The 22,746-nt window shown below is 38.1% G+C and carries 24 protein-coding genes; 13 read left to right on the top strand and 11 right to left on the bottom strand.

Translation table 11 applies throughout. From position 1 onward, the window contains the following. The 4 genes from ACY3FQ_RS16675 to ACY3FQ_RS16660 all read left to right on the top strand — a co-directional run bounded on the left by ACY3FQ_RS16675 (position 1) and on the right by ACY3FQ_RS16660 (position 7,191). A complete protein-coding gene (locus ACY3FQ_RS16675) occupies positions 1-1,350 on the top strand; it encodes a restriction endonuclease subunit S (RefSeq protein WP_047471629.1) in 1,350 nt (449 codons plus the stop codon). Positions 1,351-1,490: 140 nt separating this feature from the next. Further along, positions 1,491-2,534 (top strand): Abi family protein, encoded by a 1,044-nt coding sequence (locus ACY3FQ_RS16670; RefSeq protein WP_047471632.1) that lies wholly within the window; start codon positions 1,491-1,493, stop codon positions 2,532-2,534. A gap of 10 nt (positions 2,535-2,544) precedes the next feature. Beyond that, a complete protein-coding gene (locus ACY3FQ_RS16665; RefSeq protein WP_047471635.1) occupies positions 2,545-5,829 on the top strand; it encodes a type I restriction endonuclease subunit R in 3,285 nt (1,094 codons plus the stop codon). 12 nt (positions 5,830-5,841) lie between these two features. Then, positions 5,842-7,191 carry an ISL3 family transposase gene (locus ACY3FQ_RS16660; RefSeq protein WP_047471638.1) on the top strand — a complete coding sequence of 450 codons (1,350 nt, stop codon included), beginning with the start codon at positions 5,842-5,844 and terminating at the stop codon, positions 7,189-7,191. 305 nt (positions 7,192-7,496) lie between these two features. Here the strand turns inward: ACY3FQ_RS16660 and ACY3FQ_RS16655 are convergent, their stop codons facing one another. The 4 genes from ACY3FQ_RS16655 to ACY3FQ_RS16640 all read right to left on the bottom strand — a co-directional run bounded on the left by ACY3FQ_RS16655 (position 7,497) and on the right by ACY3FQ_RS16640 (position 10,065). Continuing rightward, on the bottom strand, positions 7,497-7,805 hold the full coding sequence (locus ACY3FQ_RS16655; RefSeq protein WP_005006143.1) for a hypothetical protein: 309 nt from the start codon (positions 7,803-7,805) through the stop codon (positions 7,497-7,499). A 5-nt stretch (positions 7,806-7,810) separates the two neighbouring features. Next, a complete protein-coding gene (locus ACY3FQ_RS16650) occupies positions 7,811-8,317 on the bottom strand; it encodes a thermonuclease family protein (RefSeq protein ID WP_005006141.1) in 507 nt (168 codons plus the stop codon). Positions 8,318-8,402: 85 nt separating this feature from the next. After that, a complete protein-coding gene (locus ACY3FQ_RS16645; RefSeq protein WP_047471641.1) occupies positions 8,403-9,257 on the bottom strand; it encodes a transglycosylase SLT domain-containing protein in 855 nt (284 codons plus the stop codon). A gap of 1 nt (position 9,258) precedes the next feature. Next, a complete protein-coding gene (locus ACY3FQ_RS16640; RefSeq protein ID WP_024160730.1) occupies positions 9,259-10,065 on the bottom strand; it encodes a hypothetical protein in 807 nt (268 codons plus the stop codon). A 59-nt stretch (positions 10,066-10,124) separates the two neighbouring features. Here ACY3FQ_RS16640 and ACY3FQ_RS16635 point away from each other — a divergent pair, with 59 nt between their 5' ends. The 4 genes from ACY3FQ_RS16635 to ACY3FQ_RS16620 all read left to right on the top strand — a co-directional run bounded on the left by ACY3FQ_RS16635 (position 10,125) and on the right by ACY3FQ_RS16620 (position 12,806). After that, positions 10,125-10,547 (top strand): hypothetical protein, encoded by a 423-nt coding sequence (locus ACY3FQ_RS16635; protein ID WP_024160731.1) that lies wholly within the window; start codon positions 10,125-10,127, stop codon positions 10,545-10,547. A gap of 80 nt (positions 10,548-10,627) precedes the next feature. After that, complete coding sequence (locus ACY3FQ_RS16630) at positions 10,628-11,167, top strand: hypothetical protein (protein WP_024160732.1); 540 nt, start codon at positions 10,628-10,630, stop codon at positions 11,165-11,167. Positions 11,168-11,201: 34 nt separating this feature from the next. Next, positions 11,202-11,942, top strand: a complete 741-nt coding sequence (locus ACY3FQ_RS16625) for a hypothetical protein (RefSeq protein WP_044111932.1) — start codon at positions 11,202-11,204, stop codon at positions 11,940-11,942. A gap of 117 nt (positions 11,943-12,059) precedes the next feature. Next, positions 12,060-12,806: a hypothetical protein gene (locus ACY3FQ_RS16620; RefSeq protein WP_024160733.1), complete on the top strand. Its 747-nt coding sequence runs from the start codon at positions 12,060-12,062 to the stop codon at positions 12,804-12,806. A gap of 68 nt (positions 12,807-12,874) precedes the next feature. Here the strand turns inward: ACY3FQ_RS16620 and ACY3FQ_RS16615 are convergent, their stop codons facing one another. Together ACY3FQ_RS16615 and ACY3FQ_RS16610 are read right to left on the bottom strand one after the other, a co-directional pair. Then, positions 12,875-13,666, bottom strand: coding sequence for a TraX family protein (locus ACY3FQ_RS16615; protein ID WP_043041422.1), 792 nt, complete (start codon positions 13,664-13,666; stop codon positions 12,875-12,877). Next, positions 13,642-14,292: a hypothetical protein gene (locus tag ACY3FQ_RS16610; protein ID WP_024160879.1), complete on the bottom strand. Its 651-nt coding sequence runs from the start codon at positions 14,290-14,292 to the stop codon at positions 13,642-13,644. The genes ACY3FQ_RS16615 and ACY3FQ_RS16610 overlap by 25 nt, the downstream gene beginning before the upstream one ends. Positions 14,293-14,493: 201 nt before the next feature. Here ACY3FQ_RS16610 and ACY3FQ_RS16605 point away from each other — a divergent pair, with 201 nt between their 5' ends. Beyond that, positions 14,494-15,333 carry a hypothetical protein gene (locus tag ACY3FQ_RS16605; RefSeq protein WP_227553478.1) on the top strand — a complete coding sequence of 280 codons (840 nt, stop codon included), beginning with the start codon at positions 14,494-14,496 and terminating at the stop codon, positions 15,331-15,333. 145 nt (positions 15,334-15,478) lie between these two features. Here the strand turns inward: ACY3FQ_RS16605 and ACY3FQ_RS16600 are convergent, their stop codons facing one another. Genes ACY3FQ_RS16600 through ACY3FQ_RS16590 form a run of 3 tightly spaced genes read right to left on the bottom strand, consistent with a single transcriptional unit; the run spans position 15,479 to position 18,695 of the window. Further along, positions 15,479-17,146: an SNF2-related protein gene (locus ACY3FQ_RS16600; protein ID WP_024160737.1), complete on the bottom strand. Its 1,668-nt coding sequence runs from the start codon at positions 17,144-17,146 to the stop codon at positions 15,479-15,481. Next, on the bottom strand, positions 17,146-17,514 hold the full coding sequence (locus ACY3FQ_RS16595; RefSeq protein WP_005006108.1) for a hypothetical protein: 369 nt from the start codon (positions 17,512-17,514) through the stop codon (positions 17,146-17,148). The genes ACY3FQ_RS16600 and ACY3FQ_RS16595 overlap by 1 nt, the downstream gene beginning before the upstream one ends. After that, complete coding sequence (locus ACY3FQ_RS16590; protein ID WP_098733233.1) at positions 17,511-18,695, bottom strand: SprT-like domain-containing protein; 1,185 nt, start codon at positions 18,693-18,695, stop codon at positions 17,511-17,513. The genes ACY3FQ_RS16595 and ACY3FQ_RS16590 overlap by 4 nt, the downstream gene beginning before the upstream one ends. Before the next feature lie 403 nt (positions 18,696-19,098). Between ACY3FQ_RS16590 and ACY3FQ_RS16585 the strand changes: the two genes are divergently transcribed. Beyond that, the gene (locus ACY3FQ_RS16585) at positions 19,099-19,743 is read left to right on the top strand and encodes a type I-E CRISPR-associated protein Cas6/Cse3/CasE (RefSeq protein WP_227504916.1); all 645 of its coding nucleotides are present in this window, start codon (positions 19,099-19,101) and stop codon (positions 19,741-19,743) included. A gap of 77 nt (positions 19,744-19,820) precedes the next feature. After that, positions 19,821-20,903 carry an AcrVA2 family anti-CRISPR protein gene (locus ACY3FQ_RS16580; RefSeq protein WP_098733232.1) on the top strand — a complete coding sequence of 361 codons (1,083 nt, stop codon included), beginning with the start codon at positions 19,821-19,823 and terminating at the stop codon, positions 20,901-20,903. A gap of 142 nt (positions 20,904-21,045) precedes the next feature. Here ACY3FQ_RS16580 and ACY3FQ_RS16575 read toward each other — a convergent pair whose 3' ends face one another. Next, complete coding sequence (locus tag ACY3FQ_RS16575) at positions 21,046-21,234, bottom strand: hypothetical protein (RefSeq protein ID WP_125274517.1); 189 nt, start codon at positions 21,232-21,234, stop codon at positions 21,046-21,048. Positions 21,235-21,394: 160 nt separating this feature from the next. Between ACY3FQ_RS16575 and ACY3FQ_RS16570 the strand changes: the two genes are divergently transcribed. Further along, positions 21,395-21,739, top strand: a complete 345-nt coding sequence (locus tag ACY3FQ_RS16570) for a hypothetical protein (protein WP_038350037.1) — start codon at positions 21,395-21,397, stop codon at positions 21,737-21,739. Further along, positions 21,739-22,008 (top strand): hypothetical protein, encoded by a 270-nt coding sequence (locus ACY3FQ_RS16565; RefSeq protein ID WP_024160743.1) that lies wholly within the window; start codon positions 21,739-21,741, stop codon positions 22,006-22,008. Before ACY3FQ_RS16570 ends, ACY3FQ_RS16565 begins: the two co-directional genes overlap by 1 nt. Positions 22,009-22,087: 79 nt before the next feature. Here the strand turns inward: ACY3FQ_RS16565 and ACY3FQ_RS16560 are convergent, their stop codons facing one another. Beyond that, entirely contained in the window at positions 22,088-22,414 is a 327-nt protein-coding gene (locus tag ACY3FQ_RS16560; RefSeq protein ID WP_024160744.1) for an H-NS histone family protein, read from the bottom strand. Positions 22,415-22,746 lie beyond the last annotated feature (332 nt).

Below are 22,746 nucleotides of genomic sequence, written 5' to 3'. Positions count from 1 at the left end.
ATGGAATTTAAACAATACCCAAGTTATAAAAAAAGTGGTGTGGAATGGTTAGGTGATGTACCTGAGCATTGGGAATCTAATCGTTTAAAAAAATATTTGATTGAAAGAAATGAAAAAAACTCGCCAATAAAAACTGATAATTTATTATCAGTCACGATGTATCAAGGTGTTATTCCTGTATCAGAAAAGCAAGGTAATGGCGGTAATAAACCTAAAGAGAATTTAGAAAATTATAAAATCTCTTATCCTAATGACATTGTTCTTAATAGTATGAATGTCATTGTTGGTTCTGTTGGTCTTAATAAGTATACGGGGCTTATTAGTCCTGCTTATTACGCTCTATATAACAGGAATAAAAATAATAATATTAAATTCTTTAGCTACATTTTCCATAATCCATTTTTCCAAAAAGGTCTGTTTGGCTTGGGAAATGGCATCATGTATAAAGAATCAGAGGATGGCAAGCTCAATACTATTCGCTTAAAAATCCCAATGGAGAAACTAAACCAAGTAGTTCTCCCTTGTCCAAGTATAAGTGAACAAAACCAAATTGTTGCATTCCTCGACACTGAAACTGCACGAATTGACAACCTTGTTGCCAAGCAAGAAAAGTTAATTGAGCTTTTGGAAGAACAGCGTAAGTCGATTATTTCTCATGCTGTTACTAAAGGTTTAAACCCTAATGCACCGATGAAAGACAGTGGTGTGGAATGGTTGGGGGAAGTGCCTAATGATTGGAATTTTAGTAGATTAGATGCTGTATCAAAAATCGTTAGAGGTAATTCCGCATTTTCTAAAATGGATTTATTGGAAAGTGGTAAATATGTAGCACTACAATATGGAAAAACTTACAAAGTTAATGAGATAAATGAGAGCTTCGGCTCTTATGTGAATCAAGAGTTTTTTAAAAAATCTCAAATTACAGAATTTGGAGATATTATTCTTATTTCCACATCAGAAACATTAGAAGATTTAGGGCACTCGTGTTTTTATGCTCGACATGATGTTGGGTTAATTGGTGGAGAGCAATTCTTATTAAAACCTAAGAACCAAAATTTTGGTAAATATATTTATTATGCAACGAAAGCATTTTCTTCATATTTGCAGAGATATGCCACAGGTCTTAAAGTTTTTAGATTTAATTTAGATGATTTAAAAAAAATCTATATCCCTGATATATCTTTAGTTGAGCAACAGAAAATTGCAGAGTTTCTTGATAAAGAAACCGCAAGAATTGATATATCAGTTTTAAAACAAAAATCTTTAATCGAAAAACTGAAAGAATATCGTGCTTCGATTATCTCCCATGCTGTCACAGGCAAAATTGACGTAAGGGAGTTCGGCGCATGATTTCTTTAGCAAAATGTAAATTTCGCTTTACTTCAATAGCGACATTTGTCATTATTCTTTCCAACATACCTGCCATGCCTAGGTTCAAGTTCGCTTGTTCACGCACAAATCGGCAGGTTTTTTTTGCCTGAGAAATTGCCATGGTTCAATTTACTAAACAGGCAAAAAGCAACCAACAACACCTACAAACATGGCAAGACCGTGGCTTAATCATTCCTGATCTGACACGGGCTGATCGCTATTTAAGCTTTATTGGCTACTATCGCCTATCTGCTTATACCATTCCTTTTCAGCAAGCAGTCACAGCCAATTCAAACGTATTGCATCAATTCAAAGCCAATACCTCATTTGATGATGTACTCAACCTATATATCTTTGATCGAGAGCTAAGGCTCTTGGTCATGGATGCGATTGAACGTATCGAAGTCGCTATACGGGCACAAATTTGTAATGTACTGTGTGATCAATCGGGAGATGCCTTTTGGTACACCGATGAACAGCATTTTAGTCCGAACTATGCCCACATGCGTTTACTTGCCAGTATTGAACGGCAATTACTGGATGAAAAAAGCCGTTTAGAGCGTGATGAAAAAGCGATTGATAAACGTCCACTTTCGCAAGCTGATAAAGATGCTTTGAAAGACAGGGTTCGTAAAGAAAACTTCTTACGCCACTACTTATCTAAATATGACAGCCCGAAATTACCGCCATCATGGATGATGATCGAAATGCTGACATGGGGTGAACTGAGCCATCTCTATGTTGGGCTAAAATCCAATCCTGCAAAAAAACAAATTGCCCAGAATTTAGGGTTACATGCCGAAGTCTTAGAGTCGTGGCTGAAAAGTCTCAATGATGTGCGTAATCTATGTGCCCATCATAGTCGACTGTGGAATAAAGAACATGGTCGCAGCATCAAGATTCCAACGTCAAATGCGATTCAATGGCTGCACAACCCTGTCACCTTGAGTAATAGTGCAATCCGCTATGAGAAGCGCAGCTACATGCTTTTGGTGGCAATGCAAACCCTACTTTACAAGATCAGCCCAAATTCAACATGGGCAAAACGACTCAAAGACTTAATCGAGCAGTATCCATCACTATCCAAAGCCAACATGGGAATGCCTGAGTTATGGCATCAAGACCCGTTTTGGCAACACGCATTACAACAAAATGAAGAATAAGGGGAATCACATGAATATATTGGCAGACAAAGCCCATTTTGAGAGCCACTTAGAAGCCTATATTGTGCAAAAACTGCAAGCGCAAGGTTGGGTAGTTGGGCAAAGTAAAAATTATCATACCGAATATGCACTCTATCCCGAAGATTTACTTACATGGATTCAAGCAACACAGCCTGAAAAGTGGGAAAAACTGCAAGCACTGAATGGTAGTAATACCGAAAAACGCATCATCGACCGCTTGGATGATGAACTGAATAAGAAAGGCACAATCCATATCTTTCGGAATGGCTTTAGCATGGCGGGCGCAGGCACAATCGACCTCAGTGAAAGCGCACCCGAAGATGGACGCAATCAAGCCGTCATTGACCGCTATAACGCCAATATTCTACGTGTTGTCCCACAACTCAAATATCATCCATCCAAAGATGCAGGCATTTTAGACCTCGTATTTTTTATTAATGGCTTGCCAATGGCAACGGTGGAAATTAAGACCGAGTTTAACCAGTCTTTAGAAGATGCCATTGAGCAGTATAAAAATGACCGTAAGCCGATAGACCCTAAAACAAGACGTAAAGAGCCATTGCTGACACCTAAGCGTGGTGCAATTGTGCATTTTGCTTTGTCTGAATCTGAAATTGCCATGACCACGGCTTTAGATGGTGAAAGCACCTATTTCTTGCCGTTTAATAAAGGTAATCAGGGACATGCAGGCAACCCCCCTGCGGATTCAGCCAAAGGTGAAGATTATCCAGTGGCGTATTTTTGGGATTATGTCTGCCAACGTGATAATTGGCTGAAAATTTTCCATAATTTTGTCTATGTAGAAAAGAAAAACAAAGTCGATCTATATGGTAATTGGACGGTACAGGAACGTCTGATCTTCCCGCGTTATCATCAGTTTGATGCGGTGAATAAAATCATTGCCGATGTGCAAGAAAAAGGCGTAGGACTGAATTATCTGTGTGAACACAGTGCAGGCTCAGGCAAAACATCGACAATCTCTTGGGTGTGTCATTCACTGGTGCGTTTGCGTCACAATGACGGTACACCGTTTTATAACTCCGTCATTGTGGTGACAGACAGAACGGTACTGGATGACCAGTTACAGGAAGCGATTCAACAATTAGATCATCAGAAAGGCTTAATTGCTGCAATTAACCGTGATGACAAAGAACATGCAGGCAAATCGAAAAGTAAACAGCTTGAAGATGCACTATTGTCCAATAAACAGATCATTATTGTGACCATTCAGACTTTCCCGCATGTGATGGAAGCGATTCTGACCAATACCAGTTTAAGCGACCGTAACTACGGTATTGTGATTGATGAAGCACATACCTCGCAAACAGGCTCAACAGCATCTAAACTGCAAGCGACATTGGCATTGCAGTCGGGTGAAGCAATGGCTAACCTGACTGTTGAGGAATTGCTTGAGCAGATTCAAAAAGCGCGTGTACAGTCCAAAAACATCAGTCACTTTGCCTTTACTGCAACACCAAAACACTCGACTAAAATGCTGTTTGGGCGCACTAAAAATGGTGAGCCTGCCAGTGATGATAACTTGCCTGAATCCTTCCATCTATATCCGCAACGTCAAGCCATTGAAGAAGGCTTTATTTTAGATGTACTGCAAGGCTACGTGCCTTATAAAACAGCTTTTAAACTTGGCGGTGAAGCTGTTGATGATGATAAACGGGTCAATTCTAAAGCAGCCAAGAAAGCCTTAGCCCGTTGGATGGCTTTACACGCGACCAATGTCACGCAAAAGGTGCAGTTTATTATTCAACACTTTCACCACAATGTTGCCAATTTGCTTAATGGTCAAGCCAAAGCCATGATTGTGACCAGTTCACGCCCTGCGGCAGCACGATATAAAATTGCCTTGGAAAAATATATTGAAGATAACCCTGAATACAGTGCTTACCGTGTCTTGGTGGCATTTTCGGGTAAGCTCACTGGCAAACAGATTAGCCATGAAGCAGATGGTGATAACGAAAACGGGGCGCTATTTCAAGTTGGTGAAGATGCTGAATTTACCGAAGCCAATATGAATGCCGATGTACCTAATTCTGATTTACGCATCGCATTTGACCGCCCTGAATATCGTTTAATGGTAGTGGCGAATAAATTCCAAACAGGTTTTGACCAACCCAAACTCTGCGCCATGTATCTTGATAAAGTCATTGCCAATGAAGTTGAAGTGGTACAAACCTTGTCACGCTTAAACCGTACCACCACAGGCAAAGATCAAACTTTTGTAATTGACTTTGTAAATGACCCTGAATGGATTTTAAAGTGCTTCAAGAAGTACGACAACGGGGCAAAAATGGTGGATGTACAAGACCCGAATGTGGTTTATACCATCAAAGATAATATTGAAGAACTTGATCTGATTACCGAAGATGATTTGGAGGAGTTTAAAGCAGCTCGTTTTAAAACTATCCGCGATATTAGTAATCATGATTTCAAAGAAACCACACATCCCGACCTGTTTAAAGCAACCGATCGTGTCGCCCGCCTGTTTAACCAAAAACTGAAAATGCTCAAACAGGCGATTCAGCTACAGGAAACCGTATTTGATCAAGCCAAAGCAGACGGCAATGATGAAGGCGCAGAAAAAGCGGAATTTGAGCGCAAGCAGTTAGACGTAGAATTACAAACCTTGATGCGCTTTAAGGGCAATTTGGATAAGTTTGGCCGTATTTATTCCTATGTGGCACAGCTTATTGACTTTGGCGATCCTGAACTTGAAAACTTCTCGGCATTTACCAAGCTCTTATCCAAACGATTAAATGGTATGTCTGCTAAAGAAATTGATATTTCAGGCTTGGTACTGACTGGCTTTGGCATCTTTAAAAAGAAACTTAAAACCGATGATACCGATCATCCCGAAGCGGATGAACCTCAATCATTAGCCCCCATCCAAGGCACAGCGAACGGTGACTTACAGCCAAACAAAATGACTTATCTCAAAGAAGTGATCGAGCTGATTGCACAGACCTTTGGGGATATTTCTACCCGTGAAGAACAGGTAGTGTACATCAATCATTTAGTAACCATTCTACGAAATAACGATGTAGTTATGGCTCAGATTGAAAATAATCCTGAATCCACAGCCTTGCAAGGTAATTTGCCATCGGCAACGAAAGGCGCAATTATTCAAGCACTGACCTCACATCAAGACTTATCAGCATTGTTGCTCAAGACCGATGCACAAGCGATGCAGAATGTGATCAAGGTGCTGTATAAATTGCTTAAAGATGGTGAAACCATTGATGTGCATCGTCTAACATAACGGAGTATTGGAATGATTGATATTCTGCAACTGGAAGGTGTACAGCCGATAGATTACCGTAATGAAGATGGCTGTATTATGATTACCGTACAGTCAAGCGGTGAGCATTTGGAAACATGCCCTGAATGCGGTGGACGCTTATATAAGCACGGCCAGCGTATCAATCATTTTGCTGATACCCCCTTGCAGATGCAACCTGTAAAAATTGAGGTGATACGAACACGCTATCGCTGTTCTGAATGCAAAAGCATGATTACCCCTCAACTCAGCTTCTTAGATGAAAAACGCAGAGCGACCCATCGGCTGATTCAGCAAGTACGCAAGCGTTGCTTAGATCGAACTTTTACACAGCTTGCCGAAGATACGGGTGTAGTCGTGAACACCATTAAAAATATTACGCTCGATTTCGTGGAGGAATTAGAACGAGATATTAAGTTTGAAACTCCAACGATTATGGGTATTGATGAACTTAAATTGATGGGAACATATCGCTGTATCATCACCAACCTTGCTATGAACAGCTTATATGATATGTTGCCTGAAAGAACTCAAGATACATTGATACCATACTTCGCCAAACTGCCTGATGCAGAAAAAGTAGAATGGATTTGTAGTGATATGTGGCGACCCTTCAAAAAGTCATTCCGTCTGCACCTACCAAATGCCAAGTTGGTTATTGATAAGTTTCATGTAGTGAGAATGGCAAGTGAAGCTTTAGACACTGAACGTAAAGCTTTACAAAATAGTTTGGATCGTGATGCCCGACTGAATATGAAAAAACATTTACGGTGGATACTGCTTAGACGACCAAATTCATTGACCGAAGATCAACAAAGAATTTTAGGAAATTTAGAAAAATGGCATCCTGAGTTTAAGGAAGCTTATGACCTCAAAGAGCAGTTTTATAATATTTATGAAGCAACAACCAAAGACGATGCCATACAAAGGTTTCATGAATGGGAAAGCAGTATTCCCAAATATTTAAAGTCTTTCCGTGACGTTGCTAAAACTGTGAATAATCACTTTGAGGATATATTCACCTATTGGGATGCGCCAATAAGAATTACCAATGCTTATACTGAGGGGCATAATGGTATTACAAGGGTCGCAAATCGAATGGGACGAGGATATACCTTTGAGGTGCTTCGAGCAAAAATGTTATATAACAAAGTGGCTCGATCTATTTCAACTTTAAAGACTCCTTCATCTTCATTAAAATCAACCGAAGGTTATGAGGGTTTAACTGCATTTCCAACCAAGCAAGAGAATAATAAGTTGGAATATGGCGCTTATATTCCAACCTTGGTTGAATTGTATGGCGGTGATGAATATTTAGATGAAGAACTAATTTCAACCATATAAGGACTAATTTTCATCAAAATTTTATTAATAAAATAGTACCCCGTTAAAACATAAAAAACCGCACTAAAGTACTGGTGCATATTAATCAGTAAACACCACCAGATAATAGCCCAAAGAATCGCTACAAAAGTAAGGTAAAGGTAGAAAGCTTTATTTAGTTGCATGTTCATCATCTTTGTTCGGCATAACATTACCTTTTAAAAATCTACAATTGATCTAGTTCCCTTAGGAAAAAAACCACTAATTGCTTAGTGGTTCGTTCTGATCTGGTGATTAATTGGATTCCGTGGATATGACAATAGATGTCATATAAAACCTTCTTTGAACTGTCGCCCTTCCAGCGACTCTAAGTGCATTTCAAGGAAATCTATTGCCACTTCTGAGTAATTTGCGTTGGCTGAACAATTCACCAACTTTTCATCACAAAGACATTTTCCCAAATTTGCCAACTGAGTAACCAACTCATTTCGTACAGAAGCCAAGCTGAGAGCTTCAATCTGAGCTTGCAGTTCTTCACTGAAAAACTGCAGTTCCATACGATTACCACATTGTTGTTGCAGTAGATATTTATTTAATACCGCTACGGCTTTAGCGGTATTTAATTCACCGTTCATCAATATTACTTATTGTGACGGTACTGGCTTGGATAAACAGGGTTTGGATCAGCCCATAAACCAAGGCGTTGAGAACGTGCGTTGCTTTCAGCACTCAAAATAATTTTATCTTTGAGATATTCACGATAAGCCCATGCATAGCCATCTTTAACTTGCTTATAGTTAACACTATTCACGATGTTTAAGTTGGGCACTTGGTTTGTACGCATCTGAAAAATGGTACCAAGAGTACGACCGTAGCGGTCCTTACTATTTTCTTGCACATACACAATCGTTTCATGCAAGAAACTGATGTTCTGACGCGATTTCTGACCAAAAGCTTGACTTTTTTCTGGTGCATCAATCTGGTTGAAGCGAACACGGATCTGCTCATTGTTGTTGTTTAAAACGGTGATAGTGTCGCCGTCAGAAATACGTACAACTTTGCCAACAAAATCGGCTTGAGCTGCAGTAGCAACAACAGACATGGATAAGGTTAAAGCTAAACTTTTTAAAGTTGTATTAAGGTTCATTTTGAATCCTTAGTGGGTAAAGAATAGGTAAATTATATCGCATTACGTAACTGCAATTTTTTTCTTAAAAAATATATTCAGCTGATTAGTTAGGATTTATCCCCTTTCTCTCAAGCCATTTTTTCCATTGAAGTGCATACGCAACTAAACCAGGTTGTTTCGCCGTGCCATTGCGATATATCGCATTAAAAGATGGCGTCCATGAGTGGTAAGCAGCTGCTCTAACCCAAAAATCGGTTGACGGTTTTGTGGTTAATCGATTTCGCAAGATCTTGGCTGCAAGTCGCGCATTCAGACATCCATCAGTACGCACATAATGGCTGTTATAATTTTCAAACATACCGCCACGTTTAAAGTGTATGGTATTGATTTGGAATTGCCCCATATCCAATGAAAGGTTTTTGTTTTGCACTGTTTGTCCATTGGTACCACGCTCTTTGCTATGTATACCCAATAAAACATACAGCGGAACACCTTCTGACCGCGCAGCATGAATAACACAACTCAAAGTAGCGACTCTACCCGGTACGGTTTGATCGTAAGATGCACTCGCTTGATTGTATTGCGTAGTTGGATAGGTATAAGTAACAGGACGGATATTCTGGCGAACGGGTTGTTGTTGTGGTGCTGGTGCTTGCTGGCCACTAGGTTGTGGTCCATTTTGTGCAACTGCCGTGCGCTCAGTGCTAGTCGAAGTTTCTTCAGTTTTTTTCGGTGTGTACTTCACGCCCAAGTAACGACTCGTAAAGCCTCTTTGCTTTGCTGGCGCCGTTTCTTGCTGAGTGTTGGTCATGACCTGAAATGGTCGATATGGTGTACTTGATCCATTAGAATTGACATGGTTTGCATATGAACCTAGAGCCTCAGAACTTTGAGGCAATTGAGCATAAGCAACGCTTGATCCTAATAGAGTCGCAAATAGCGTTGGTTTTAACAGCATATTAATCAGCACCTTTATCGTTGTTGTTGAAATTGTCGATTAGGTGCTGTTTACGGTCAGCTAACTTATTCAGTGTTTCAACTGGCAATGGGTTTTTGCCGTCATACCACGATAAGCTATATTTTTTTGGCGCATAGCGGAACCATGCCAAGAATGGCGAATTCGGTAAGAATAAAAGACCAGTACGGACTTGCCATGCACGATAAGCTGAATTGATGCTAACCATGTATAGATAAAACACCAATAATACACCTGGTACAACAAGCATTGGATATAGCGCTTTAAAGAACATATAAACTACGTACAAGCCTGTAAACATAGATAATGCTAAATACAAATAAGAAGAAAACTGATGGTTTTTAATAAGCTTGTCTATTTCATCATTACTCATTGAAGCTAAACGTTCTTGCCCTCTTGGGTAGTGAGTATTAGCAATGAGTTTTTTCAGTTGTTTAAAATTGTTAGGTGCGACAATTTCATATTCACATAAAGGGTGTGCACATACCCAATTCACGTTGCCTTTATAAGAACGTGGAATCCTGTTGTCATGCATTAAAATCGATTTACCGCATTCGGGGCATGTTGGCGACAGCATTGATCTAATATTAGATAAATGCGGTAAAAACCCTTTTCTAGCTGAACTCCAGTGGCTTTTACGCCCGAAATCAAAAAAGACTCGCTTTAAAATACCTGATTTACGGGGTTGATTAGCTTCAATTGCCTGTTTAATGGCAGCTTCATCTAAAACCTCATTGGTAATATTTACCTTTTGTGTAGCACTATCAGAACTATTTTTATCTGAAGACATACTTTTACCTACGGACTTTTATTATGTAGAATACGTTATTATATTAAAGGATTTTCAACGTGTCTAAAACCCTTTTTAACTTCGCAACGGTTATTTTAATTTCCACCCTTTTAAGTGCCTGTAATAACTCTAATACTCCAAATGAACAAGATCCATTAAAAGGTCAAGAAAAGAAGTTTTTAGACGAATCCGCAACGAGTGAATCAAAAGAACTTGTGTTTTATGACTTGGTAGATCCTAAGAAAAAAGACCAACCTATAAAGGCTGAAGAAGCAAGTGCTTCCGAGCCTGAAGCCCAAGAACAACAACCTGAAAAGGCCTTATCTCCTGAGATTCTTGAAGCGATTCGTGAAAATACAGAACGACAAGAAAAAAAGGAAAATGCACTCAGAACAATAGCTGAAGCTAAGCGTATTGAAGAATTATTAGTAGGTAAAGATCGCAGTAGTGATGATGGTTATACCTATAACAGTGATGAATAATTGATATATCAATGGTTTTAACCAATACAAACTTATTATTTTAAGTTAAAATGATTTTAAATTTTTTGGTATATACGGTTATGTTTAACAGTGCTTTTAAGAAACATAAAATAAAAATATGTTTTGGCTTGCCAATCATAATTGTGGTTTCGATCTTAATATTCAAAATCTACTCCTACCCCTTTAAGCCAAGACTCTTAAGCCCCGATTGGATTGAAAGTCGCTACAATGGTTGGGAAGTTGAACATCATGACTTATGGATTGCTACAATTGTGGATGTTGTTGGTCCAAAAACAGTAAAAATTAGAAATCAAAATGGAGAAGAAAAAATTATGGATCTTCTCTATATAAATGCTTTGCAATCTTCGGAAAAAATGAAAAACCTCTATATCAATAGCTTGTCCGGTTATGTTGGCCAACAGCTATTTGTAAAAGGAGATCCAGACAAAGCGCGGTTTAATGGCGTCTTGATCGATGGTAACGGTGAAAATATCAATCTAAACCTAACTTATGTACCAGGTGCGGTATTGGATATGTCATCAACTGCATACATTCATGACCGAGAAAAGCAATTAGTTCCTTATTTCGCGAATATCAATTCAGAAAATAGAACGTTTTAAGTTATAAATTAAGGGATATTAGAAAGGCCAAGCTATGCCAGCACCATTATGTTTCCTCACACTGGAATTTACCGCCAAAGTCAAGAATCCAGTTGATGTGCCTGACATTATTAAGTCGTCTATTTTGACGCGTATTAAAAAGTGCCGCACATCATCAATAGAACAGGCTCAGTATCTTTATAATGCTGAAGAGAGCTACTGGAAGCCAAAAAAACAAGTCACTGAAGAAGCAACTCAATATCATGGCATCACCAATGAAGATTTATTAACGCAAGACTCAATCAATGGTCTAAAGATTAAAAACTATGTTGTGTATTGGGCAAACGTTTATACATTTAGAATTTTGCAAAAAAGCAAAGTGAAGTTTTTTAATCACCGCTTTATCTTTTTAAACAACTTAATCAACGTGATTGGTGAAGATGGTTCCCTACCCATGACAGAATGGGCACGTTTAGCCAGTGCAGCTTCGGGAAATAATGAATTTCCAGAAGAGATACTGACTAACACTAACAATAAGGTCATCTGTTTGACCGTTATATTTGATTATATTTCTGAAAAATTAACATCACTTTATGGTTTGGATCTAAATAAGCATTACGATCTGGTTGCTGCAGTACAATACAACAGTGCTATCAAAGCTAAGAGTCAAAAATCATTAAAGGTTCATAAGCTTATGCGTGATGATTTTAATGAGTTTAAATTGCTTTTAGACAAAGGCATGGAGATTAAGAGAATTAAAAAGGAATATTTTATAAATAATAACTACCTCCCTTAAACCTAAAAGCCACTTTCTTAAAAGTGGCTTTTTTACGTTAAACATAAAATAAACTATCACTAAAACCCTTTTTTAAAATATAATACTTTTAATTTCTATTTTAACTGGTGATACATTGTGAGTTTAATTAAGAAGCAAAAAGACATTCTATCTCACGACCCTCTTGTTTCAATTTTTAGTAACAATGACCTTTTAACAATCTCAGTTGATACGGATTCTGAAGATTTGAATCGTCAACCTAAAAATATAAAAATCCCGAATGCCGATCTTAAAGAGTTAACAATACAAATCAGTGGTTTTGATACTTTAGAAAACAATGATGTTGGTCGTTATTTCACTTGTTCTGGTACCGTAGAGCTCGTTAATACACTAGGTAATGGTGAAGAAAAACGTTTTGTATTAGCAGAGCCAAAAATCAAAGTAAACGTGGCTAAAAAAGGTCATTTACCGCAAACAGAACAAATTAAACAATTGGTTCGTAATGCGTGGATGGATGCATTTAGCTATGGTTGCCAAAACATTAACCAACCTTACCACTATGAAGATGAAACTTGGTTTGAACGCTTCAAAGGTAGCATTATTGGTAAATTTGTACTGATCGTACTTGCCACTTTCTTTGCTGCTTTCATTGGTTTGGCTATTTTTGGTTATGCTGCTGGTAAAAAACAACAGGACCCAACATTAGAAATTGCGAATCAAATTGCTCAAGATCCTGAAGCATTAAAGCAATTGCTGAATCAATATGATCAACAAAATAACCAATCTGGTGCACCTACTCCACAAGCATCACCAGAACAAGCAGCTGAGCAAGAAAGACAGCAAGAAATTAGCTCATTCGGTTTAGATGCTGGATCTAGCGAATAACGCTGATTAAGCAATAAAAAAGCACCTTAGTCATAAATACTTTGGTGCTTTTTTTATGCCTAAATTTATTATGCAAATTTAAAAAGAATCCAAATGATGACGAGATGTACTGGATAGAACCAGTACGCCCACTTCCCCACTGGCGGTAATTCAAAAGGTATATTCATGTGCTGTCCTTTCAGTAGGAATTGTGCACCAATACACGTTGCAATGGCGCTACTGACAGCAAATGAGAATGCCAAAGAATATGTAGTCATATCCGTATAGTAGCCACCAATCAACCAGTTGAAAATGTTGGCCAATGAAGTGAGCAAGACGCTGATCATTAAAAAGTATTTCTTAGAATGAACGTTGGTTGTTTTAAAGAATAAATACAGGAATACAATTAATAAAACGCCCCACACGCTATACATAATAAAATTAGATAGCAATGTGATCACGACTAACAGAGAGACAAACTGCAGCGTTGCATATTTATGTTTAGATTCCCCTAATACAACAAGCAAAAATCCTAAAAGCAACGTAGGCATGACGTTCAGAGTTGTAAATGGCTCTTGGTTGAATAGTTGATACGGTACTTCTGATAGCACACAAAACAACGCCAAATTTTTAAAATAGTTTTTTAATGTATGGGTTTTCTTTTTAGAAATAGCTTGGTTCAAATTGAATGCAAGCATGATACAAAAAATAGGAAAAGCCCAACGGCCAATCGTCCTCAACAACAGATTATATTGAGGAAATAATATTGATGCGTGGTCAATAACCATGGTCACAATCGCAATCCACTTCAATAGATCCAAGGCTCTATTGCGATCTCGCACGGCGCTTTGGCTAATTACAGCTTCTTGTAGATGAACCATGTGTTATTTTTCGCTAAAGGGTTTGTATAAGCATCACTACGCTGTTTTCGGGTGTTGTTACGATTATCTAAGATCTCAATGCTATTCCAACCTTCGGGATAACCGAGCACCAGGCCAGAGTTATAAAATCTCGTGCGATGACGCTCTTCATCGCCGGCATAAAACAAGTACGCACGAATATCGTTATACGGTCGATGCCCGACCAATACGTTATCTTCATCACGATCAAAGTACTCATAAATTAAATCCGTATATTCACGATTGAAGTATCCGCACTTCTCAAACAGATCTGCACTTGAACGAAAAGTAATAGATTCCTTGGCCAGTGTTTTATTTAAAATCATGCGAGTGACATTACGAGCAAACACGGGCAAATTAAAATGCACAGGCAAATGAATTTCATTTATTTCGGACAAATCAATAGGATCACCAAAAGGATTAGAAAGTTCTAATGCTTTTTGATAAAAGTCCATCCATTGTGCAAGATATTCATCAACAAACTTTTTCTCACCATAATAAATTGGTAATCCATCAACCGTTAAAAGGTTTTGTGGAGGAAAAATATTGTTTCTTAAATCTAAGATGCTTTGTTTTAATTTTGCGATTTCGATTGGATCACTAATCATAACAACTCACTCGAATTAGAGTATTAAAATAATTATATAGGGTTTTAATTAATTGGATATAAGTTTTTAGCTCAGTAAATAAGCATTTTTGTTGTGTGGCGAATTAGAATTGATAAAAAATTTAAAAGAATATTTATTCTAGGAATTATTGATACAATGTATCTAATTTCTTACGAATTAGTATATACAATTGGGATTACTATGCTTACCCCTGATCGAATAGACAAACAAGTTAATTTGGCTGGAATTGACCAGTCGTGGACCAATTTATTAAATCACTTGGACATTGATAGTCATCCTGAATACAACATCGATAAAACTCAGCCATGGTACTTGGCTAATTTTGTAGATTACCTACGCCTACTCAACTTTAAGTTTGATGAATTAAATCTAAGAGAGATTCGTGCAGTAGATTATGACTTGGTAGATTGGTCATTTCTTAAATCTAATCGCCTAAATGGTGCTGAGGTGTTTAAGGACCTAACCATTTATCTGCAGAAACCCAATTTTGTTACGCAATATCCTAAATGTGTACCCATCAATGCTGATGTTCGCGATCGTAAGCTTGCAGAGGTCATTTATGATTACTACAGACGCTTCTTACCGTTTTTCTATTCATTCATTAAATTAATCAGATCAACGCAGCGCTTATCTCTAGAACGTAAATTACCCGTGATTGATAACTTTATGTCTAATTTTGGAGATCTTAGTACTGGTGAGTTTTATTCAAATATTCCATTTGATGATGCAGAGCTCAAAAGGATTTTGAAAAATGGCTTTGAAAAATATAGAGAGCATAAATCAGAACAGCGGTATAGCCGTGCCATCGCAGAGCTAACACCGATGTTTAAAGCTTTGTCTGAATACTTAAAGATTGTGTCTACGGTTAACTACGTGGATCTAGACCTTATTCACTTCTTACACAATGCATTTTTGGGTAAAAACTTTAATGTTTATTCAGATCTATTCGCTTTGGATAAAGAACCTAATTTGTTGGTCAATTTAAGTTGGACATACACAAAAGCATTTCAATATTCATAAATAGCACCATGGTAGTTTATGTGCATCGGCTATATCAAAAGGAAGAAGAATATAGCGATCTTTTAACGAAAGGGCCTGGTCATACCGAAGTTTTGTAGCAGAATCTCTAAAACAAGCTAGGTAAAGTTCAGTCATAAAGTTTCTCTTAAGCTACCTTCTTATTCAGTATGTGTTCGGCTAAGCGCTTGATACCGCCACCGTCCGTAATTAAATGTTCAAATAATTCGCCATTCGGGTTTTTAACTCCTTCCAACTGGCCTTTTTTGATGCCTAAGACATCAGAAATAATTGGATCTGAACCCGAATCAGCCAACAAGTAATATGCCGAGATCTGTTTGATTTGACCGTCACGGTCTAAGCGACCAATACATTGATCATGAACACCAGGCGACCAATCCAACTCACCAAACACAAATGTTTTGCATTTTGAGTGGTACTGCAAGCCATCAAGCCCGGCAGATGAACGTAATGAACTAATGAAGACTTTACTTTCATCATTCAAGAATGCTTGTTTAGATCGTTCCTTAGCTGCAGGTCCTTCCGTACCTGTATACATAACAGGATTGAATTCAGCCAAGCGTTCTAGCCAAATGTTGTACACATCTCGATGCCAACCATAAAGCATGACTGATTCACCAGACTCAACAAGCATACGCACGAACTCAGCGACATACGGCGCTTTGGCGATACCTGTTGCTTGGCGCATCATAATATTGAATTCTTCTGTCGCACGAAGCTTTTGCCCTTGGAATTCTTGAGTAGAGCTTAAAATTACTTTTGCCAGTTCCATTGCCTTGCCCTTAATTTGATCCAGTACTTTAGGATCGCTTTCGACATATTGAGGGATGATTTGTACTGGCGGTAACTCTCGATTTACATCTGCTCGAGTACGGCGCAACATTAGACCTTCATCACGTAAAAACATCCCGAACGCTTTAGGATCATTAATACGTTTTTCGTGTGAACACCACTCACGAGCGAATTCGGTAGCGGTACCTAAGCTATCTGGACGCAATATTTCAATGATGTTGTAGAATTCATCACCGTAGTTATAAATCGGTGTAGCTGATAGACCGAGGCGTAATTCAGCTTGGTCACTAATGAGTTTAGCAGCGGAATACTTTTGCGATGTATAGCCAGTCCGTAACTCTTGGATCTCGTCAAACACTACGTACTTAATCTTTCCGGCAAGATATTCAGCCCAACCGTTCAACTTTGAATAACTGGTGATAATGACATCGGGTGCTGCTTCACCCTCTTTGTGCAATGGATAAGGCGATGCTTTCTTTAGGATGTGACATTTTAGGTGCGGAGCAAAGCGTTCAATTTCATTCTTAATTTGCATTGGAAGATGTGTCATTGTCACAAAAAGCGCCGGGAGCGATTCAGGTAGAATCATCGGACATATTCCACTCGCTGTTTTGCCAAGGCCCAAATCATCCCCCAAGAGCAAACCTTTAACATTAAGTAGTAGATCTGCAGCTGCTCTTTGATACTCATATGGAGGCACGGCAAGATCAAATGTTTTGATCGGACGTTTATAGTCCATCACATCCAAAATATCTTCTTTTAGCGACACATAAGCCTTAGATTGCGCTTTCATGTATTTAAGATCATCAACATGCATTGGATAACGTTCAATAAACCAAAGTAGGTCGTGACAATTAGACGGCGTATCGCTTAACTCAATAAATTTTGATGCATGTTGGCTGACTTGTGGGAATACACGCTTAAGTCGTGTTTTAACATGTGGTTCACATTCAATGTGCCAGTTTTTTTCTTGACGAGAAATGGTGCCGTAAGATTTAGACATTAGAAGACCCCCACTAAAATACGATGGCGGTAAATAAATTTATTGTTCAGTTGGATTGGAATGTTATTCACCCAATACGGTGTACCAACCACATAGAGCGCTTTTATGCTGTCATGGCTTAAATAGCGATTGATCTGACGCAATAATGCGTTACGTGCACCATCTATTTTTAATTCAACACCCACCTTGCCGACATCAAGCTCAACAGTAAAATCAATGATGTCTTTATTTGATAGACGAACCTCACGTTCATACGGAATCTCATTGGCAATAAACATTTGCTCAATCGCGAGTTGTAAGTCTTTTTCGTTATAAAAACGGTATTTGTGTGAAGAAAACAGAATTCCAAGCTCTTCAATCGTTTTCATTCTGCATCCCCTTGGTCAGCTTTAGCAGCCTTTTTGTTTTTCTTCACCTGGCTTTTATCAATGGATTTTGATGGTACCAGTTCAACTTCACATTCAGTACACGATAATCTAAAAGTAGGACTACACGTTGCACCACGGCCACACTCAGGACACGCAAAAGATGCCCTAGTCTGTTTCTTAGGCTCAGGCTCAGGCTCTTCAAAATTGGCTAAACCAAGCTCTTGATAGAGTGTTCCACCGATCATAGTTTCTTTGAGTACAATAAGCTCGTTATCATCGCCGTTTGGTTGTTCACCCTTATAAAGTTTAACAACCTTAGGTTCTGGTATTGGTTTGTCGTCATCATCTAACGGATCTTCATCAAAAGCCGTTGGATAATAACCGCCAAGGTTTGCACCGGTATTTGATATGTCGATTAGTCCGATCGCTACATCAAAGGGATTCATTGTAGTGGGAGTCGGTTCCTCTTCTTCATCACTTGTTGGGATGGCATATCCAGTGAGGGAATCTGGTGCTTTTGACGGTTCGGCAACTGGCTTCTCTTTTTTAGGTGATTTCAAAGCTGAATTGATTTCATTGCCAAGTAAGGCAATATGAAATAGCTTTGGAGAAGCAGTCGGAATGGACTCCAACAACTGCACTTGCTCTTGAATCATTTCAAGACTTGAAATCGTTTTGGGTGCGTACTTGTCATACCATTTGATGATACGCCCTTCATCGACAAGCTCATTGCACACTTGAATAAACAAGCCATCAGGTGCAACGATTTCGGTCATCTTCTCGCCTGTCGTGCGACCTTCTTTTGTGCCGTCATCAGTCATAATCAAACCGATCTCAAGCATAAATGCCGCAAACTCAGCATTGTGATATGAGCGTTTAGATGGCTCACCAAAAATGCTTTGTTTCATATGACACATCTCATGTGCATAGCATTTAAAAATGTTAAGCAATGGTTGGGTGCCAAAGTAATCAGGGTTAAGGGCCAGTTCGTGCGTATACGCCGTATCATCTTCTGTCGAAGCAAATCTATTCTCAGACCAATAACCGGTATTTTTGTTGATACGTTGAAGCGTAATCAAACAATCTGGTAATTCATTTTTGAATAGCCTTTCATTGAAACGGTCATACACCAACTGCAGTTCTTCATAAAACTGCAACGTAGTTCTATTCTTTATGTTCATTTTTCAGTCGTCCAAACAGGATCAAACTAGGTGTGGATTGTACAAAACAACGTTTAAAGTTTACGCACAGCTTAAAATACAGTCAATAGTTTAAAATAATCAGCAAAGCATATATTTTTTTAAAAAAAAATTACAACACAAAAAATAAGTATCATTAAAGTGTAGGTTTAATAAATTGTGGTTGGTTTTCATAATATGAGTGTTACGCTTTACTTCCACACAAAACTGGTGTTCCTATATCAATTTTGAGGGTTTTAAGTATATTATAAGCCACTTTTGTTAAATGCACATAGAAGTTACTTTTAGCGTTTATAAATGCTGAATAATACCCTTATTGTCAATAAGGCGCTATTTAAAGGCAATGGTTCTTAATAATGCTGTTTATAGAAAACTGGATATCGAAATGAGTCTGAATAACATAAAACTAACAGCCAATTGTTTTGCCCTTACACATCCTGAAAATGAAAAGAACTTGTTCAAGTACATTTTTAGAGAAATGTTTAAACGAAATAAGGTCGAGACATTCTGTTCCGCAAAAGTCATATTTTTTACAGATGGCAAGCACATCTATTTAAGAACGTGCGTATCGGACGTCAAAATCCCAATGGCCAAAGAATACATTGAAATTTCGCACGGTCAGCAAATCACTGGAAAAATCATGGTTCCTCTTAACCGTGAATGTAGCTTTAACCGCCAAGAAATTGAAGAATACATTTCGGTCCACGGCGAAAAACCCAAAGGCAATTCAGGTAAGAAGCGTAAAAATCTAACTGGAGATGAAGCAGCCGAATTCACCAAAAACGCTCTTAGTAGCAAAGGTCTATTGGATGTCACTATAATTGAGCAACAATGTGGACCACAGCTCAGCATTTTGAATATTCCAGTCCAGACCATAGATATTTCATTTAGTGCGACTGTTGGTGATTTAGAGCTATTTAAAACAGCATGGCTCAATGGTATTGGTCGTGATAAAACCTACGGCTTTGGAATGATCCGCTTAGATGGTACTTTGTTTACACCGCCTTGTAATAATAGTGCTCACGCCTAATCGAAAGGACTTTTAAAGTCCTTTTTTAAACGAAATTTTTTCAGATATTGATCTGATATAGATCCTGGTTGCTCAACATGAGAAATAAAGATTTAGATCCAAAGATAGGAATACCACTTAAAGTCATCACAGCGCGATTAGAACATGTGAAGTTTAACCTCAATGGCTTAATGAAATGTGTAGAAGCTTATGCGATCGCACGACAAAACAGTAAAGATCCGCACGAATGCCTAATCAGTGGTGATGAATGGACATATGCTGCACTAGATTGTCGAGATCCTATCTGGCGTGAACGAATGAAACGCACCAGTACCATTATGGGTGTTCAAGCCACTGGCCAAGAAATTCCACTCTCATTTATCAATCAGCTACCTTGCAACATTGGTGAAATCATTACTCTTGGCTCATGGAGCCTAACCAAAAATATTTATCGGTTTGAAGATCAAGTCATTCAAATGCTTGTAAAGACCGAGTACAACCGCAGTATCCCCGGTTTCCTATTAAACCTACCTGATATTGCGATCTACGTTCAAACCGACAATGCCAATCTCTACGTGCAAAATGAACAAGTGGTCGGTGTTATTTTTGCGAAAAACACGTTGAACGATCGCAAGGTGCTATTTACCACGGTATATACCGATACTGGCTTAGCAAAAACCATTACCATGCACTTCCCTGATGATGATGATTTTGAATCAACTGTTGAGGACTGCATGACCGATTTCATTGATACGTTTTTTGATGAAAAGAACTTGCCAGATGAACAAGAAATTAACACGTTCATGGAACTGCAGAAGAAGCTAATCAATTTGATTCTATGGTTCAGCCAAAAAGAACCAGATCTCAGACCATTAACACCAGAAACAACACAAGCCAGGCCTAAATTAGAGCTGATTAAGCGTGAATTGCGTTTATTTGAGGCCAATAAGTACAAGCCGACTATTGTTGGTACCGAAACAAATAAAAAGATCAATGAAGCGATCCTAAAGCGCGATGAAGATCTAAAGTCTGGCAACTACAAAGGTACCAAAAAACCACATCCACGGGTTCCTCACTGGAACTTTTACTGGTTGGGCAAACGTGGTACCAAAGAAAAATGGGTTAACCATTGGATACCATTTCAGATTGTTGGCGGTGTGCCTAAAGAAAAAGGGCTCTAAGGAATAAGTTATTAATTACGCAATGGTTGGGTAGTCTAAAAAATATTGGATTCCAACACTGATTCCGTAAAGCCAGTAAAAGCCCCATGAAATAAGAAAGAGCCCTATGTTGGCTCTTATTTTGTTTTTGTAAATCTCAATTTTAACGCAGCGTGATTTTCACTTTACCAACACACTTTTTGTTTAGTGGGCGATTATTACTATCTACCCGTCTCATATAGCCACATTGACTACAAGCAAAAGTATCATTACCTGAATCATTCGTAAATTTAAGCCAAATGTGACCATTGCCATCGTCTATATCTGTTTTAACGTATTTATCTAGATTCATGCTTAAACCTCTTAATAAGCTCACTCGATAATAACAATAGTTTTGCTTAGATAGTATTTTTCCAAAAGGAATTATTAACAGATTTTATATGTTTTTTAAGAAAAGTTTTTGAGCGCTTTTATTTATTAAAATTGAATTATTAAGCAAGGAGTTATAAAGCATGGCTAAATCAATAGACCAGTTATGGAGTGAATTACAGCAGATTCAATTTGATGAATCTAATTCCTTACCATGCGAATTCCATATCTGGAATAAAGGTACATATCGCTATCAGATCCTAGATTGGTTTGAAGCAAATTCTGAAAATGGCGTATTAAGCTTGCAAGGCAAAACCCATAAAACATTATGGGAAGAGTTTGGCAACACCCCGATAAACAATGATGATGAAATCGAAGAAGACTTTCATCTATGGGGCAAAGGTACAGACCGCTTCATTATCTGGCACTGGTTTGATGATCAATTAGAACACGGTGTAATTAGCTTAATTGAGAAAGGAGTTGCGTAATGGGATTATTTAGTTGCCCTCACTGTAATAGTGATATTGATACTAACGATAAAAAGTCTGGCCATCAGGTGAATGATGTAATTCAAGAAACCTTTTGTTCTGTTGACTGCAGTATTGAATATCTGGTGCATAACTCACAAATGATTGCAGTAGATCAATACGGAAGTTTGCCATTAAGCAATGAAAACCTGAATGAATTCATTGAAGCATTTTCTAATGAGGGTGTTGAAGATGATGTGTTAGAACACATCAAAGCTGAACTTTGTTAAGTAGTCGCGCACGTGCTCTAAACAACACTGACAATTGCATTTAAAAAAAGGGCTTAAATCATTTAAGCCCTTTTAATATTTATACGATAAGAAAACTTTCTAATGTTTTTCCAGATTCAATCTCACGATTTAACCAGGATGGACGTTTACCACGACCGGCCCACACTTCTTTGTGGTTATTCGGGTTGCGATATTTAGGATCTGCTTTAACCACTGGCTTTTTATTTAATTTACGATTTTCGCCGTGCTCATTTAATTCAAGAATAGTTAAGCCTAATTCTTTTGCGATCTCAAACATTTTGAGATAACCGTCATCAAGTTTCTTATTCTCTACTACAACAATTTGGTTTTGTGCCTTTTTAATTAGGTCTTCTAACTGGTCTTTACTTAGGTTTTCAACTTCCATAACTAATCTCGAAAATTTGGATATATCAAATATACACCAGTGCGTTTTGTTTACAACCGCATACGGTACTTTTAATTGATTAAAATATTCGACTTATTCCATGGCTATTCTAATTTTTAAGCATAAGTTATTCCCACTTTAAATACATTAATCTAAAAATACATTCAACCTGTTAGGTAAATTAATATGCACAAGTATCTCATGATGAATCTTGCGATTAACGAAACATCAGCACTACCAATTGGTATCCGTATTTGTGATTTTAATATCGGCTTATATGCCTCTAAAAAAATTTCAGAAGTGCCAGCTTTAATGGCATTGGTTAATTACAC

Source organism: Acinetobacter sp. AB03 (assembly GCF_058107045.1).
This window is presented reverse-complemented; position numbering and strand designations above follow the sequence as displayed.